Source organism: Halobacillus mangrovi, from assembly GCF_002097535.1.
Classification (GTDB): Bacteria; Bacillota; Bacilli; order Bacillales; family Halobacillaceae; genus Halobacillus; species Halobacillus mangrovi_A.
In genome coordinates this window covers 3,948,359-3,963,522 of sequence record NZ_CP020772.1, presented here as the reverse complement: position 1 = coordinate 3,963,522, position 15,164 = coordinate 3,948,359, and the positions used below count along the sequence as shown (strand labels likewise).

The 15,164-nt window shown below is 41.5% G+C and carries 14 protein-coding genes; 8 read left to right on the top strand and 6 right to left on the bottom strand.

Annotated elements, in window-relative coordinates; all coding sequences use genetic code 11:
* Positions 1-118: 118 nt before the first annotated feature.
* The 6 genes from HM131_RS19730 to HM131_RS19700 all read left to right on the top strand — a co-directional run bounded on the left by HM131_RS19730 (position 119) and on the right by HM131_RS19700 (position 6,094).
* A complete protein-coding gene (locus HM131_RS19730; RefSeq protein WP_085031440.1) occupies positions 119-829 on the top strand; it encodes a GntR family transcriptional regulator in 711 nt (236 codons plus the stop codon).
* A gap of 79 nt (positions 830-908) precedes the next feature.
* Positions 909-2,123 carry a M24 family metallopeptidase gene (locus HM131_RS19725; protein WP_232324829.1) on the top strand — a complete coding sequence of 405 codons (1,215 nt, stop codon included), beginning with the start codon at positions 909-911 and terminating at the stop codon, positions 2,121-2,123.
* A gap of 143 nt (positions 2,124-2,266) precedes the next feature.
* Entirely contained in the window at positions 2,267-2,488 is a 222-nt protein-coding gene (locus HM131_RS19720; RefSeq protein WP_085031438.1) for a hypothetical protein, read from the top strand.
* A gap of 428 nt (positions 2,489-2,916) precedes the next feature.
* Complete coding sequence (locus tag HM131_RS19710; protein WP_085031434.1) at positions 2,917-3,474, top strand: methyltransferase family protein; 558 nt, start codon at positions 2,917-2,919, stop codon at positions 3,472-3,474.
* 17 nt (positions 3,475-3,491) lie between these two features.
* A complete protein-coding gene (locus HM131_RS19705) occupies positions 3,492-5,000 on the top strand; it encodes a phytoene desaturase family protein (protein WP_085031432.1) in 1,509 nt (502 codons plus the stop codon).
* Positions 5,001-5,107: 107 nt separating this feature from the next.
* Positions 5,108-6,094, top strand: a complete 987-nt coding sequence (locus HM131_RS19700; RefSeq protein ID WP_085031430.1) for a sodium:calcium antiporter — start codon at positions 5,108-5,110, stop codon at positions 6,092-6,094.
* A 24-nt stretch (positions 6,095-6,118) separates the two neighbouring features.
* Here the strand turns inward: HM131_RS19700 and HM131_RS19695 are convergent, their stop codons facing one another.
* Positions 6,119-8,260 carry an MMPL family transporter gene (locus HM131_RS19695; protein WP_085031428.1) on the bottom strand — a complete coding sequence of 714 codons (2,142 nt, stop codon included), beginning with the start codon at positions 8,258-8,260 and terminating at the stop codon, positions 6,119-6,121.
* A 735-nt stretch (positions 8,261-8,995) separates the two neighbouring features.
* Here HM131_RS19695 and HM131_RS19685 point away from each other — a divergent pair.
* The gene (locus tag HM131_RS19685) at positions 8,996-9,631 is read left to right on the top strand and encodes a uracil-DNA glycosylase (protein WP_085031425.1); all 636 of its coding nucleotides are present in this window, start codon (positions 8,996-8,998) and stop codon (positions 9,629-9,631) included.
* Between the two features lie 44 nt (positions 9,632-9,675).
* Here the strand turns inward: HM131_RS19685 and HM131_RS19680 are convergent, their stop codons facing one another.
* Both HM131_RS19680 and HM131_RS19675 read right to left on the bottom strand, forming a co-directional pair.
* Positions 9,676-10,320 (bottom strand): hypothetical protein, encoded by a 645-nt coding sequence (locus HM131_RS19680; protein ID WP_085031423.1) that lies wholly within the window; start codon positions 10,318-10,320, stop codon positions 9,676-9,678.
* On the bottom strand, positions 10,313-10,876 hold the full coding sequence (locus HM131_RS19675) for a sigma-70 family RNA polymerase sigma factor (protein ID WP_198162686.1): 564 nt from the start codon (positions 10,874-10,876) through the stop codon (positions 10,313-10,315). The genes HM131_RS19680 and HM131_RS19675 overlap by 8 nt, the downstream gene beginning before the upstream one ends.
* 138 nt (positions 10,877-11,014) lie before the next feature.
* Between HM131_RS19675 and HM131_RS19670 the strand changes: the two genes are divergently transcribed.
* Positions 11,015-12,691 carry a YndJ family protein gene (locus tag HM131_RS19670; RefSeq protein WP_085031419.1) on the top strand — a complete coding sequence of 559 codons (1,677 nt, stop codon included), beginning with the start codon at positions 11,015-11,017 and terminating at the stop codon, positions 12,689-12,691.
* 212 nt (positions 12,692-12,903) lie between these two features.
* Here the strand turns inward: HM131_RS19670 and HM131_RS21210 are convergent, their stop codons facing one another.
* The 3 genes from HM131_RS21210 to HM131_RS19655 form a co-directional block, all read right to left on the bottom strand.
* On the bottom strand, positions 12,904-13,011 hold the full coding sequence (locus HM131_RS21210) for a putative holin-like toxin (RefSeq protein ID WP_085031417.1): 108 nt from the start codon (positions 13,009-13,011) through the stop codon (positions 12,904-12,906).
* A 192-nt stretch (positions 13,012-13,203) separates the two neighbouring features.
* Positions 13,204-14,598 (bottom strand): ammonium transporter, encoded by a 1,395-nt coding sequence (locus tag HM131_RS19660; protein ID WP_085031415.1) that lies wholly within the window; start codon positions 14,596-14,598, stop codon positions 13,204-13,206.
* A 30-nt stretch (positions 14,599-14,628) separates the two neighbouring features.
* A complete protein-coding gene (locus tag HM131_RS19655) occupies positions 14,629-14,970 on the bottom strand; it encodes a P-II family nitrogen regulator (RefSeq protein ID WP_085031413.1) in 342 nt (113 codons plus the stop codon).
* Positions 14,971-15,164 lie beyond the last annotated feature (194 nt).

Genomic DNA, 15,164 nt, shown 5'->3' with positions numbered 1-15,164 from the left:
CATATACGGCCGCCTCTTATATAGAGGCGGCCTTTTTATTATACGGGCGTGGTGGCACTGTGATGACCAGTCCTTTAAAATAGAAAAAAGTGTTTCTTAACAAAGGAGTTTAAACAACATGTCAGAAAAGCAAAGAAAACTGCCATTGTATATCCAAATTAAAAATAAAATGATTACCAATATAAAGGAGGGGGTGTGGGGGCCGGGGTCTTCCATTCCTTCAGAAAGTCAGCTGATGGAGCAATTTAATGTGAGCCGCACAACGATTAGGCAATCGATTCGTGAACTTTCCCAAAACGGAGTGCTAGAAACAAGACGGGGGGCTCCAACTAAAGTTCGTCTTGTCCCAGACGAACAAATGGCTAACCCTGGCGTTATCCACCATGAAAGAGGGTCACAATTATCTGTGAAAACCGTTAACGAAAGAAAGAGTAAAGAATTCTACTCTGCTAAAGCTAAATTGAATGTGGATGATCATGAGGAAGTGTTTATGGCAGAAAGGCTTAGACTTGCAGATGATATTCCAATTGGATACCAGCAGATATTTTTGCCATTGGATGTAGCCGAAAAAGTTCACGATCACATAGAAGACGTCTTTGATTTGTTTCCAAAACTGGGGCAGAAAAATATTCATTATACGAATATTAAAGAAGGAATTTCGGCTTCAAGTGCTACTCAACGGGAAGCAGACCTCCTTGGTATCGCAACAGGTGAACCGTTGATTACTATTTCTCGAACAACGCTTGGAGGAGAATCGGTCCCGATTGAGTACAGCCAGACTAAATATCTTCCTTCTTATTTCGATTATCGAGTCGAAATTGGAAATTAAAACTACCTGGCTAACTTATTGCAATAAGTTTTAACTTATCGTAACATTTAACTATTATGTATTGGATAGGAGGAAGATGATGAGTAAGCTATCAAGTATCCGACATGATAAAACTCAAATAGATCTTGTACGTATACGCCAATATCGCTTGGGCCGTGTTAGAGAGCAGTTAAAATCTTTGGGGTACGGTGGAATTGTCATATTCGATCCTGTAAACCTACGCTACGCGACAGGAAGCAGGAACATGCAGGTGTTCATGCTGCGAAACCCAGCGCGTTATGTTTTTATTCCTACGGAGGGTCCAGTTACTTTATTTGATTTTCCGAATTGTGAGCACTTATCAGAAGGAATTGAAACCATTGATGAAGTGAGACCGGCTATCACTTTATCTTATGTCGCTTCAGGTGAAAACCTTTATGATAATGCTAAGGAATGGGCGAAGGAAATTGCAGATCTTATGAAACAACGTGCAGGAGAAAACAAAAAGCTCGCGATCGATTACGTACCTTCTGTCGGGGCGATCGAACTTGCCAAACAGGGAATCGAAGTAGTAGATGGTCAGGAGCCGATTGAGCATGCCCGAAGTATTAAAAATAAACAAGAAATTGAAGCAATGAAAATTTCCGTTCGAACAGCTGAAGAAGGCATGATTCGTATGCAGCAAGCGTTAGAGCCTGGAATTACAGAGAATGAGTTATGGTCCTATCTTCACCAAACAAATATCCAGCAAGGCGGCGATTATGTTGAAACAAGGCTGCTCAGTTCCGGGGCGCGTACAAATCCCTGGTTTCAGGAGTGCAGCGATAAAGTGATTAACGATGGAGAATTAGTTTCTTTTGATACAGATATGAATGGTCCCTTCGGTTATTTCACAGACATCAGCAGAACGTTCTATTGTGGAGATGGAGAGCCTACAGACGAGCAAAAACGTCTATACCAAACGGCATACGAACAGATTCAATATAATACTGAACTTCTAAAACCCGGAATGACTTTTCGGGAGTATGCGGAGAAGAGCTGGAGAATCCCGGATGAATTTTTCCCGAACCGTTATTTCACGGTCGCTCACGGTACAGGCTTGAGCGGAGAGTATCCTTATATTGTTTACCCTCAGGATTTTGAAGAAAAAGGCTATGATGGAGTTATTCAGGAGAACATGGTTCTATCTGTAGAGAGCTATATTGGTTCTCCAGGTGGAAAGGAAGGCGTCAAATTAGAGGAACAATTGCTTGTGACAGAAGACGGAGTCGAAAACTTTTCGGACTTCCCATTTGAACAAAAGCTTCTGAGATAATTAATGTAAAAAGAACTGCTTCCTATTGGAGGCAGTTCTTTTTTGCATTTGATGTAAATGAACGAAGCATCTAATTCCCCTACGTGTATGCGAGTCGATAGATGGGTATAAATATAATAGATTATGTGGAAGAGGTGGTTCTGGTGTTTTATTCGGTTACTTTTCAAAAAATCATTTATTTGACCGCCATTGGTGTTATTATTGGAGCTATTGTCGGCTTTACTTCGGTACTGGGTTTTGACCTGGACGGGTCAGTCTTTGTGTTATCCATGTTCTTAAGTATATTAAGCGTTTACGCAACAGCGATGTATGCGGAATTGTATCATATTCGTGAAGCGATCAACCAAGAAAGAAAACGAAGATAGTTATAATAAGCTGATGCCTTGGCATCAGCTTATTTTATTTCCAGGAAGTCTGGTTATTAAAAGTAGAAATGATGTTTTCTAAAACCTCTGAAAAAAGCTGAATGCGAGAATTACCGTATAAAACAAGGCGATGATAGCCATGATCCAGTAGCTTTTTTTGGACAACGAACGAAAAATGACGTAAAAGGTAACCATAACAACCAATAAGACGAACATCCAATATAATATAGTCATAAATTCGAGCCTTTCAACGGGAGCCATCTACTCCTTTTTGTTCATCATAGTTTTCAGATTCAAAGCTTTCAAGTATTTTAATTTTGTCTCGTTTAAGCTGAGAATTATTTGGGAATGGTAGAAGATAGCAGCTATGGCAAGAGAGTGGGAGGGGATGGGATGCTCATTGGTGATTGGATATGGAGTGCGGGTAAATGACAATCTACGAAGGAGTGTTTCTAACGATCACTCTAGTATGGTTAGCTGAATTCGTCATTTTCCGCAATTCACCCTCTGCCCAGGGAGGCCGCCTTGAGAAGAAGTCTTTTCCCATTATTCTTGTGTCGGTTCTGTCCGCTGTTTTTGTTTCGCTTATTATGCGTGAATGGCAGGTCGGAATCGTCTTTTCAAAAGGACTCTGGTGGTTTGGAGTGTTGCTTTATGCTAGTGGAGTTTTCTTGAGGTATTGGGGTATTCTTCATTTGAAAGAACAGTTTACGAGAGATGTCTCAGTCAGAGAAGGTGACCGTCTTGTGAGTACGGGGCCATATAAGGTACTGCGGCACCCCTTATATACAGGGTTATTTTTTATCATCCTAGGTTTCTGCCTGGGAGTTGGAAATGTATGGACCGCTCTGATTTGCGGCACAATCTTAGTCTTCGCCTTGCTGCATAGAATTCACATAGAAGAAGCGATGCTGATTGAAGCTCATGGAGAGAGGTATAAACAGTGGTGTCAGTCGAGGTATAGGCTGGTCCCGTTTGTCTATTAATCTTGGAGGTGGAAGAGTTGAAACAAAAGACAGCGATTGTTGTTGGTGCTGGTTTAGGTGGAATGTCTGCAGCGATCCGTCTGACGGCGGATGGTTATGATGTCAAACTGATTGAGAAGAACAGTAATTTAGGTGGCAAGCTTAATAGAAGAGAAGGAAAAGGCTTTACCTTTGATACGGGACCATCTATTTTAACAATGCCATGGGTGTTGGAGCAGTTGTTTGAAAGTGTTCATCGTCGTCTCGAAGACTACATAACAGTCGAACGAGTAGAACCTCAATGGCGTACCTTTTTTGAAGACGGCACACAGCTTGATGTCACAAGTGATCTTCCAACAATGCTAGAGGAAATGGCGAAGGTGACAGAGAGACCGAACCGTAAGCTTACGGATTTTCTGTCATACAGTCAGGACATGTACGAGCTGTGTATGAAGAGTTTCTATAAATACAGTATTGAAGACTTAAAAGATTTGAAGAGCCATCATAAATTGAAAGAACTCCTGCAGATGGATCCAATGAGTACAGTAGCCAAATCCACCCATAAACATTTTGACAATAAGTACTTGGAGCAGCTATTCAACTTCTTTGTCATGTATGTAGGCTCAAATCCGTATTCCTCCCCGGCCATCCTCAATCAATTGGTCTATGTCCAGCTCGGTTTAGGTATTCATTATGTCAAGGGCGGCATGTATCAGATCGCTGAAGCTATGGGACGTTTAATGGATGAACTGAGGGTCGATGTTCAGCTCAATACTCCTGTGAAGCAATTTGTAGTTGAAGAAGATTCAGTTATCGGTGTCGAAACAGAGGATGGAACGATTCATGAGGCAGATGTGGTTGTATCTAATTTGGAGGCTATTCCTGCTTATCGAAGGCTTGCACCGAATACATCCAAAGTGAAGAAAGAAACGAAGAGCTTAGAGAAAAAATTCGATCCAACGGTATCAGGTTTAGTTTTACTGCTCGGAACAGATAAGAAATTTGAAAATCTTAAGCATCATAATTTCTTTTTCTCTGAAGATCCAGAAAAAGAATTTAAGCAAATCTTTGACCAAGGAAAGCCAGCAGATGATCCCACGATCTACATTGGAATCTCGGCGCGTTCAGACGAAACACAGGCTCCGGCTGGTAAGGATAATTTATTTGTTCTTACGCACGTTCCGCCTCTTTCTAACAAAAAACGTAAACCGATTGACTGGGATCAGTATCGGGAAACTGTGCTGAATAAACTTGAAAGAATGGGCATGACTGGATTGAGAGATTCCATTGAATTCGAATATCGATTCACGCCTGAAGACCTGGAATCGCTATACGGACCTAACGGCGGTTCGATTTACGGTATTGCAGCTGATAAGAAAACCAACGGCGGTTTCAAAGTCCCTTCCAAGAGTCAAATTTATAATGGCTTGTATTTTGTAGGTGGATCCACTCACCCGGGTGGAGGCGTTCCTATGGTCACATTATCCGGCCAGTTGACCGCTGATCTGATAAAAGAGCAAGAAGTAAAAGAGCCTGTGAATCAATAGAGGAAAAGACCAGCAGTTAGCTGGTCTTTTTTTACTGTTTTAGACAATAAAGAGACGGGAATGGGTAGTAGATGCAACAATAGCGAACAGGACGAAGGGGTTTTCTCATGAGCAGTTGGTTAGTTTTTACATTATTTTTCTTATCTGGAATAAGCACATTTTTTATTGCCTCAAGATTATCGATTTTTGGGGATGCAGTAAAGGAGAAAAGTCGAGTCTCTTCTGCGTTTATGGGGGCGATCATTGGTATCGCTATCTCTTTACCTGAACTTACTTCGAGCGTGACCGCTATAATTATAGATAGTCCGGATTTAGCCGTAGGTAATTTAGTAGGCAGTAACTTATTTAATATCATGGGGCTGGCCATTTTTGATATCGTTTATCGCAGGTACCAGATTATGACCCACGCCACGATAGAAAGTAAACTATATGGATGGCTAGTCATTCTAATGACGTTAATCGTCATTTTAGGGCTGAGCTTAACTCTGCCTACCCATGTCTTCCATATTAGCTATACGTCCATAGCAATTATTTTGATTTATTTTATTGGCTCAAAATATATTAATGATCGAACAGAGTATAAAGGGCGCAAAGTGAAAAGGCAAAACGACAGATACGAGGAATATACCTACAAACAGGTTCTTATAAGATTTATCGGCTCTGCGGTTGCAATTATGGTAATAGGAAGTGTGTTGACCCTGACCGCTGATCGAATTTCTACGATTACAGGAATTGGTGCATCTTTTATCGGTTCATTCCTTGTGGCTATCAGTACATCTTTGCCTGATGCAGTGAGTGTAGGCACAGCATTGAAGATAAGAAACTTTAATTTAGGAATTAGTTCCTTATTAGGAAGTAACGCGTTTAATCTTATGATATTAGCGATTACAGACGTGATGTACTTCAGAGGTAACTTATTAGAAAATGCCGGTCCAGCGAACTTAATCACGGGTTCTGTATCTATCGTGTTCATTCTGCTTATCATTTTAAGTATCACAAGAAAAAAGGCCACGTCGTGGAGTTATTTGCTGCCATCCTTGCTGATTATCGTAAGCTATTTCGTAACGACGTACCTCGTCTTTCAAATAAAATAAAAAAGCGGCTTATTGGCCGCTTTTTTAATGTTCTTCTGTTGTTCGTTCTTGTACTCGGTTTTTCTTCCTGAACGGAAGCCACCAGTTCCAATCGCCTAATAATTTCATTAAGCTTGGCACTAATAACAAGCGGATGATGGTCGCATCAATAAAAATAGCAATGGCAATACCAATTCCAATTTGTTTGACGGGCACCACGCCTGTAAAAGCAAATGCGCCCGTGATGACTATCATGATGAGAGCAGCAGATGTAATGATTTTACTTGTATTAGCTAAGCCCTGAATCGTGGATTCCGTATTGTTACCGTTTTGTAAGTAGAATTCGTGAATTCTTGATATCAGGAAGACTTCATAGTCCATGCTTAAACCGAAAACAAGACTGAATACAATGACAGGTAGGATTAACGCAATATCAGCTTCATTTAAACCGAAGTGACCACCTTGGAAAAGCCAGACGAGTATCCCGAAAGTTGAAGTTAATCCGATGACATTCATTAGGATTGCTTTCAAAGGAATAAAGAGGGAACGGAACGCAATCATGAGAATAATGAACGTAGATATGAGTATGATCGCCAGAGTATAACCGATTTTATCCAAGATTTCCGTATATATTTCTTGGTTGAACTTCGGCTGTCCCCCAAACTTCATAGCAACCCCCCATTCTCCTGTTGACCAATCCGTCATTAAGGATTGCGCTTCCTGTGAATTGGCTGGGACGGTAAGGTTTACAGGGATCATCAACTTATCATCTGAGATGAACTGTTCAATAACTGGATCAAGCTGCTTGCGTGCTTGAGACTGTTCCAGGGAAGCGTTTAATTTTTCGACTGAGTCAATATCACTTGCTGTAAAGAGGGTATTAACTGAATCTACAATTTTTGGTTCGGTAAGCTCATCCTGTAAATCTTTCATCTGCTCTAATCCTTCTTTATCAAGCCAACCACCTTTCCGCTCCGCGATAACGTAAGCAGTGCTTTCTTGATCTTCCATAAAGGTGTCCTCAATCGTTTCGTAAGCAGCTCTTGAATCATAGCTCTCAGGCAGTGAGTTGATCGTTGGGATTGATACTTGCATCCCGCTTACTGGAAGGACACCGATTAACAAAATAATCAAGGAAAGAAAAGCAATAATTACCGGATGCTTCATTACCCCTTGAGCAAACGTACGCCACCTTGGCGTCGTATCTTTATCCGTCGGGATTACCCGCCACTTGTTCAGATTAGGACCTAACAAGTACAGGATTGCAGGTAAGAGAGTGAGTGTGGCAAATACTGCCCCTACAATGACAACCGTCCCCCCGATAGCAATATTTCGAAAAATGTCTACTTCAATTACACTCATAGCTGCAAGACCAATAAATACGCATACCGCTGAAAAAAGGATCGAGCGTCCAGCTGTTTGAATGGTTGTCATTAAAGCCTGGGCTTTATCGTGCTTTTGTATCTCTTCTCTGTATCTATTTATGAATAAAAGGGCAAAGTCTATGCTTAAAGCGAGTCCAATCATAGGTGAAATATTCAAAATGAATATAGAAAGCTGCATTTCTTGTCCGATCAGGGCTAAAATACCGAAGCCAAATAGGATCGTGATGCCTCCCATGATTAGCGGTAGAAGTGAGGCAACAACGGTACCAAATGCCGCCAGCAGGATTAGTAAAGCGACAGGCAGCCCGATAAGCTCTGCGCGCTTCAAATCGTCTTGACTAGCTTTATTGATGTCTTCAGAAATGACAGGAGCTCCTGTAAGGATGACGTTGTTCTGATCCTTTGTAATCTCCTCCATATCTTTGATGACATTCCCCATGTCCAGGGATTCATCATCAAAGTGAAGGGCAGCATAAGCGATGTCGTCTTTCATCATCGACTTGTTATCCAGAGGAGATTCTATGTTTGACGCTGCGTCTAATTCCTCAATTTTATCAAGTGTTGTTGAAATAGTATGTTCATCTCGATTTTTAAACAGTATGAGGATGGTGGACTCTGGGAAATCAAAAGTTTCATTCAACTCATCTTTTATTTCTTCAAATTCTCCGTCTGTTTTGAAACCATCCCCTTCTAATAGGGATGGGAGCTGGACGGCAAAATATCCGAGGGTCACAGCAATAACGATCCACAAGGCAAGGAACCATTTATAGGAATGGACGATAAGGGATGAAAGTTTCCGCATGCTCTTACGAACTCCTTTTTCTTAAAGGTTTTATTTAAGGTATTGTTGATTTATCCACGTTAGAATTTATTCCATTAAATAGCAGTATTCTTGAAGACTTGATTTCGAGATAACTTCAGTTCGTAACGGTAAAAAAGTAAGGGGTGGATGGAAATTAATTTAACGAACCCTTAAGAATTGAGTTTCAGTATCCAGAGGGTGGCTTTAATGAATTCTTCTCAATAACAGAGCGTTAAAAATGCCCCTAAAAAGCTGTTCCTATGGTACTGATAAGTGTGCTTCTGAACTGAAGAATCTACTACCTCATAATGGTGTTTCCGTTCATTCCAATAAACATAAAGGTGAGGAGGGAAATGGTGAGACTCCTGCGGGAATGGAATGGCTGGCAAGGCCCCAAAGAGAGCATAGCGAACGAGGAGGCTTGCCGTCATCTCCGCGGGGAGAGCGAGCCATTTCCTCGAACACCTATCCTGGCTCAAGGCCACGGAAACGGACCATCCAAAAACATGCAATTATCTCAAATTCAAGTCGAGGAATAGGAGGCTTATTTTTGTAGGGTGGAAGTTCTAGCTTGTTGGTTAAGCAAGGTAAAAAAAACTTCTGTTATTTAATAATTGACCTTTACACATACAAATCATACTCTTTTTCCTAAAAATTGAAAACTGATAATTCTTGAGGTGTGAATTTGGAATTTTAGTGGAACATATAGGAAACAAAGCAGAGAGGGGGAAACAAATGCAGTTTCCGGATTATCTGATGAAAGAGGCCGAAAGAAGAATGGAACCTTATGACGTGGAAGGTTTCGTTTTAGGACATGGAGATGCAAATGGAAAGGTCATGCTCATTGGGGAGGCTCCAGGGGAAAATGAAGCGTTAGAGGGGAAGCCTTTTATAGGTCGTGCAGGAAAAGAGCTTGATAAACAATTAGAGGAATTAGGATTGAAAAGAGAAGATATCTACATTACGAGTGTTGTGCGAAGTCGTCCTTATAAATGGGTGAAAACGAATAAGAAAAATGCTGGAGGAATAAGAAAGGCCAATCGAAAACCGAACCAAAAGGAGATCAATGCTCATGCTTCGCTTCTGGATTACCAAATTGAAAAGATGAAGCCTGAGATTATCCTTACGCTCGGTGGAGTGGCCTTCGAGAGGTTAACGGGGAGGAAAGACAAAATTAGTGAAATAATTGGCACAGTCATAGATACTCCCGTCATGAAAGTAAAAGACGCAGACAAGGGGATTTATGAACCTTCAGAAGAGACTTATCGCGTGATTCCGCTTTATCATCCCGCATCCGTATTTTATAACCCGAAAATTAAACAAACGATTGATCAGTCACTGGAACAAGTGAAACAATTTTTATCGAACTAACATAGAGAGATCTGATGTTACGGCTTTTGATTTCTATGGTGAGATTACTGGGCTGCTTGGATGTTCCTTTTCTTAAAGACAAAATATCCTTGATTACTAATAGAAGAGGAACCAATTCCTGTACTCCGTGTACTCTGGATGGCAATCATCTCATTTTTGTCTCTGCCCTTGATACTGTAAATCTTCGCCTCTGGAAAAAAGGATGAAGAGTTCCTTCTTAATGCTCTCTCTTCTGCCGAGTCTTCTTTTTTTACTAATCCAAGGATTTCATTCAATTCTTCAGGATCCACAAGCTCACCAGTTTGAACGAACTGTTCATTATTAAGGATGACATAAGTCTCTCTGATCATTGTTGAGCTCGCTTCTGTTGAAGTGAATGACTTTTCATCTAAGGTTTTGTCATTGAAGACTGCTATCTTAGAACCAAAAGACATCGTTTTTTCCGAATGCATCGAAGCGGTGTGAATAGGTGTACCTGAATGGGTATCTAATATTTGCAAACAGAAGAAGGTAATCAATGCGATCGTGGGAAGAGAAATCATTAAAGAAACCCGGAGCTGCTTAGAACCGTTTGGTTTATACATTCTTGCTATTACAGTTTTGTGAGTGTGTTCTTTATCGAAAGAAACTTTGTCCTGCTTAACTTTCTTATCTATCTTTTTTAGTTTGTGAGCAAGTAAATCATTCATTTTCAGAACTCCCTTCTGTAGTCAGCTGATCTTGAAGGAGTTGTCTGGCCCGGCGAAGTCTTGTTTTAACCGTATTCGGGCTTGTTTTCAGTACTTCGGCCAGCTCTTTTATTTCAAATTCTTCGAAGTAGTATAAAATGATGATTTCTCTGTATTTCTTCTCAAGCTTCAAAACTTGATCCACCAGTTCTTCATCATTACTCTTTATAATCAGTCGTTCTTCTGGCGTCCCATCTTTAGCGGGGATACTCCGGAACAAGTCAGCCCCTTTTTTCACTACTCTACGGATGTATGAACTTTTAAGGTGGTCTTTACATAAGTTGACATTAATTTTATACAACCAAGTTTTTATGCTGGACTGATCTCTGAAAGTGGGATATTTTTGGTATGCTTTAATAAAGGTTTCCTGCGTAATGTCTTCCGCTATGGAATGATCCTTAACGTAAGAATACGCTAACCATTTTAAATCATGGCCGTAGTTAGAAATCCATTCTTCTACCATGTCGTCCATTTTTGGTTCACATGTATAAGATTGAGAGCGTTTTTTATGTATCAATTTATTCCACCTCATACTATAGACGACATTCCCTTCCTTTAGGTTTTGATAGAATGGATAATAGTAAATCTCTCTTTACATATTTCGATAAGAAACTAGAAAATCCTTGTTTTCTTTGATGAGTCAGGAGGAGTAGGTATGAAACGTCCGGGGTTTTTGATCGCTGTTGCCGGGGTTATTCTAATCATCCTATGGAAGGTGATTTTTTACATAAGTGCTATCGATTTAGCTTTAGGATTCGCTTTCTTTGTTCTTGTGCCCTTGTTACTAGATGAGGTTGTTCAGCAGGCTGATAAAAACAGAGCAGAACGTTGGTTGAAAAATGTTATGCAATCCTCCTTGCCTTTTGCTGGTGCGGGGGCTATCGCCGTCACTTTGCCGTCCGGAGGAGATGCAGGGTGGTGGGCGGCAATCTGGTTTTTTTATACGCTCCTGATCGCCTTCGGAGGCCTTATGCGATTATTGGCAAGAGGGTTCAGGCCGATTGAAGAAGCTATCATTGATATAGGCTTAATTTACATTGCAGTTGGAGGCATGTGGCTTCTAATTTCTAGTGCTGGATGGGCTCGATATCTTCCTTATTCAGAATCCATTATTCAGCTTACAGCGATTCATTTTCACTATGCTGCCTTTGTGCTGCCATTAGTGACAGGCTTCTTTGGCCGTTATCGAGCAGAAGAGAATCGAATAAGAAAAAGGTATTTCCTGCGTCCTTATGCTGTATTAGCCTTAGGAGTGGCCGTTGGTCCATTTCTAGTAGCTTTGGGGCTTGATCAAGGGCCGCCTGTCGAAACGTATTCAGTAACTCTCTACGTTATAGTATTAGCGTGGCTATGCATTTGGTGGTTTTGGATGTCCGTGGATTTTAAGGCGTGGATATCAACAGCTTTGCAATTATCGTCTATCATTTTGCTGGGAACAATGGGGTTATCTTTTTTATACAGCTTAGGATTGTTATACGAAACAGAGTGGCTGAATATAGGAGAAATGGTCCGCTATCACGGACTTTTCAATGCGTTTGGCTTTTCTATTCTCGCGGTTCTGGCATGGAGAGGTGTTCATGCGCCCGTAAGGCATTCGTATACAGCTTTTCCCATCAGTCAATTACGTGCCAGGGGTTATGTTGGGAACGATGTGGTTTCAAGAAAAGAGTGGATCTCCAGGCACGAATATGTCACTGGATTGATCCCGGATTGGCGGACCTTAACAAGTAACCACTTTAACCCTGAAAGAGTGGAGGCTGGTGTGAGGGATTTTTATCTACATACAAACAGTTACAACATGGAGGCAAGGGTAGCATGGCATAAGGGGTTTCGTTGGGTTTCCAGGTTGATCCGTCACGTAACGAACCGGTTCGGGCAAGTGAATATTCCAGCTTCCGGGGACATACAAATGGAAGGGGATCTTGTTTCCATTTCAGATCATAAGGATGGAAGGAAGCAGGTTAGAGCCTGGATTAGAAAGGACTCCCAGACAAATGCCCCGATTTTCACAGCCTTGTATTCGTATCATAAGAAGCATGAGGATGCCTATATGAATATAGCTTTACCTTTTCCTAGAGGGATGATGACGGGGGTGTTAAAGCCTGTGGAAGACGGAAAAGGGGGCTTATTGTTAACGAGTCACCTCAGAAAAGATGCCAGGGGGGATGAAGGAATCTATTTCACATTGGGAGATTGGACGATGCGTATGCCCTTAAGAGAATGGTTCCATGTAGTGGAAGAGAAAGAAGGGAAGCTACGTGCAGAGCATCATTTATCCTTAGGCCGAATTCCGTTTCTCTCGATCTACTACACGATTAAGAAAATGAAATAAACGGAGAGGTGGTCTTTTCTCTCTTTTATTACTCCTCAGGTCATCCATATTCTGGATGACCTGAGGAGAGGGTGAGACATTTTCTCTTTAGTAATTAGTAGACTGTGCTATAATAAAAGAAAATCAGGTTACAGTCGCCTCTGTAACCTGATTAGATACCGTTCGAATATTTGATTTGATGAAAAGGCCCCTCTCCTAGTTGAGTAAGGGGTCTATTTTTTATTGTTTATTTTTATGATCAGCGCAAGGAGTGTAAGAATGAATGTTCCAAACGCCAGCATGATCATAAGAGCTTCATATGTGCTTATGATAGGCCTCACTCCCTTTCTATCGCCACCTATCCCAATCCTAGTAGAACGGTATCTATATACAAGGATACCATATTTTTACCCAAAACAAGAACATTTGTTCGTATATATTTCGAAAATAGCCAGAACGGACCATAAAAACACCTCAGGTCATCCAGATATTGGATGACCTGAGGTGGTAAATTATGGGTGGTAATTCCTGGTCTACTGGGCGGTTTTATGGGTGCTTTTTGGCTTGGGCTGGCTGTCGAGACGATCGAGTCTGTGCAGCAGTCCTACACCAAAATCGCTATCCGCGCCTGGATTTTCATTAAAGATGCTGCGGCTGGATTCGTAAGCGGTCGAACCGTGTTCAGCAAAATCCAGACCAGAAATTTCTTCTTGCCGGGATACACGAATGGTTCCTGAAGCTGCTTTAATAGCAAGGACGGCTACTGCAGTAGCGGTCATTGTCCAAGCTATTACAGCTAAGACACCTAAAGCCTGGATTCCCAGTAATGCAAATCCGTCTCCGTAAAAGAGTCCACCTTCGACAGAAAAGAAACCGACAGCGATGGTACCCCAGATTCCACAGACGCCGTGTACAGCAATTGCTCCGACTGGGTCATCGATACGAGCGACACGATCAAGAAATTGGACAGCCTCAACAAGGATAACTCCGGCTAGTAAGCCAATAACGATAGCCCCCACTGGTGACACGTTCGCTGTACCTGCGGTAATACCAACTAATCCGGCCAACGCTCCGTTTAGAGTCAAGGAAGCATCGATTTGTTTAAATTTAGCGTAGGAGAATAGAGCAGAACCGATCACGCCTCCTGATGCAGAAAGCAATGTGGTGGCTATGACAGCTGGAATCAAGGATGGATCTGCGGCTAATGTACTTCCGCCGTTAAAACCGAACCAACCGAACCAAAGGATGAATACACCTAGTGCACCTAATGGTATGTTGTGGCCAGGGATAACATTGACATTTTTTCCATTGTATTTACCAAGGCGGGGTCCTAGGAACATAACGGTCACAATAGCTCCAAGTGCACCGGTCAAGTGTACAACCGTGGAGCCAGCAAAGTCTACAAAGCCTAGTTCTGACAACCAGCCGCCTCCCCAGACCCAGTGACCGACAACAGGATATATAAATCCTGTCATCAATACAGTAAGAAGAAGGTAGGAGCTTAATTTCATACGTTCAGCAACTGCTCCTGAGATGATTGTCGCGCATGTTGCGGCGAATACAGCTTGGAAAACGAAGAATCCGATTTGATCTTCCTGACCACTAAGAAGGAAACCATCTAATCCGATGATTCCGCCACCGGAGGTTCCAAACATAATGCCGTAGCCGACAACAAAGTAGAGGACAGAAGCGATGGAGACTGTCATGAAGTTTTTCATAAGAATATTAAGAGCATTTTTGGAGCGGGTGAAGCCTGATTCGACCATAGCGAATCCAGCGTGCATGAAGAAAACTAAAAATGCGGCAATCATAATCCAGACCATATCGACAGATTCAAGGACGGCTTCAGGAGTTACAGCAGTTTCGGCACTTGCTACAATGGGAAATCCTAACAAAGCGAATAAAAACAGGGGAATGATTTTTTTCATTAGTAAAGATCCTTCCTTCCGAATAATAGATTAGATTAATGCGGACTTGCCAGATTCTCCAGTACGAATGCGGTACACTTCATCAATAGTAGATACGAATATCTTTCCATCACCGACTTCGTTCGTGGTGCATGAATCGGTGATGACATCAATGATCGATTCTACTTCGTGATCTTCAAGTACCATTTCTACCTTCACCTTTGGATAGAGCTTCACTTCAAAACGGCTGCCTCTAAAAATCCCCTCCTGTCCTTTCTGCTGTCCGCAGCCAGCGACTTCTGAAACCGTCAATCCTTTTACTCCAAGGTGATCAAGGTTTTGTCTTAGTGTTTGAAAGGCTTCAGGTCGAATTATTGCCTCAACTTTTTTCATGCATCTACTCCTCCTTAGATTTTTGTGTAAGGTTTTCTAACACAAAGAGTAATGAATAAATATAATCTTAAAGTAAATATTCTGAAAAATCAATAGAGTATTCCGGTTTAATGTAAGGAAAACTAACATGAAACCGTTTTAATTACTTTGCTATCAAGATTTAAGAAATTGAGAAAAAATATAAAAAGCCCAAA

Coding starts and splice junctions, on each gene's coding strand:
- HM131_RS19730 (WP_085031440.1), top strand. CDS start 119: ATGTCAGAAAAGCAAAGAAAACTGCCATTGTATATCCAAATTAAAAAT.
- HM131_RS19725 (WP_232324829.1), top strand. CDS start 909: ATGAGTAAGCTATCAAGTATCCGACATGATAAAACTCAAATAGATCTT.
- HM131_RS19710 (WP_085031434.1), top strand. CDS start 2,917: ATGACAATCTACGAAGGAGTGTTTCTAACGATCACTCTAGTATGGTTA.
- HM131_RS19700 (WP_085031430.1), top strand. CDS start 5,108: ATGAGCAGTTGGTTAGTTTTTACATTATTTTTCTTATCTGGAATAAGC.
- HM131_RS19695 (WP_085031428.1), bottom strand. CDS start 8,260: ATGCGGAAACTTTCATCCCTTATCGTCCATTCCTATAAATGGTTCCTT.
- HM131_RS19685 (WP_085031425.1), top strand. CDS start 8,996: ATGCAGTTTCCGGATTATCTGATGAAAGAGGCCGAAAGAAGAATGGAA.
- HM131_RS19680 (WP_085031423.1), bottom strand. CDS start 10,320: ATGAATGATTTACTTGCTCACAAACTAAAAAAGATAGATAAGAAAGTT.
- HM131_RS19670 (WP_085031419.1), top strand. CDS start 11,015: ATGAAACGTCCGGGGTTTTTGATCGCTGTTGCCGGGGTTATTCTAATC.
- HM131_RS19660 (WP_085031415.1), bottom strand. CDS start 14,598: ATGAAAAAAATCATTCCCCTGTTTTTATTCGCTTTGTTAGGATTTCCC.
- HM131_RS19655 (WP_085031413.1), bottom strand. CDS start 14,970: ATGAAAAAAGTTGAGGCAATAATTCGACCTGAAGCCTTTCAAACACTA.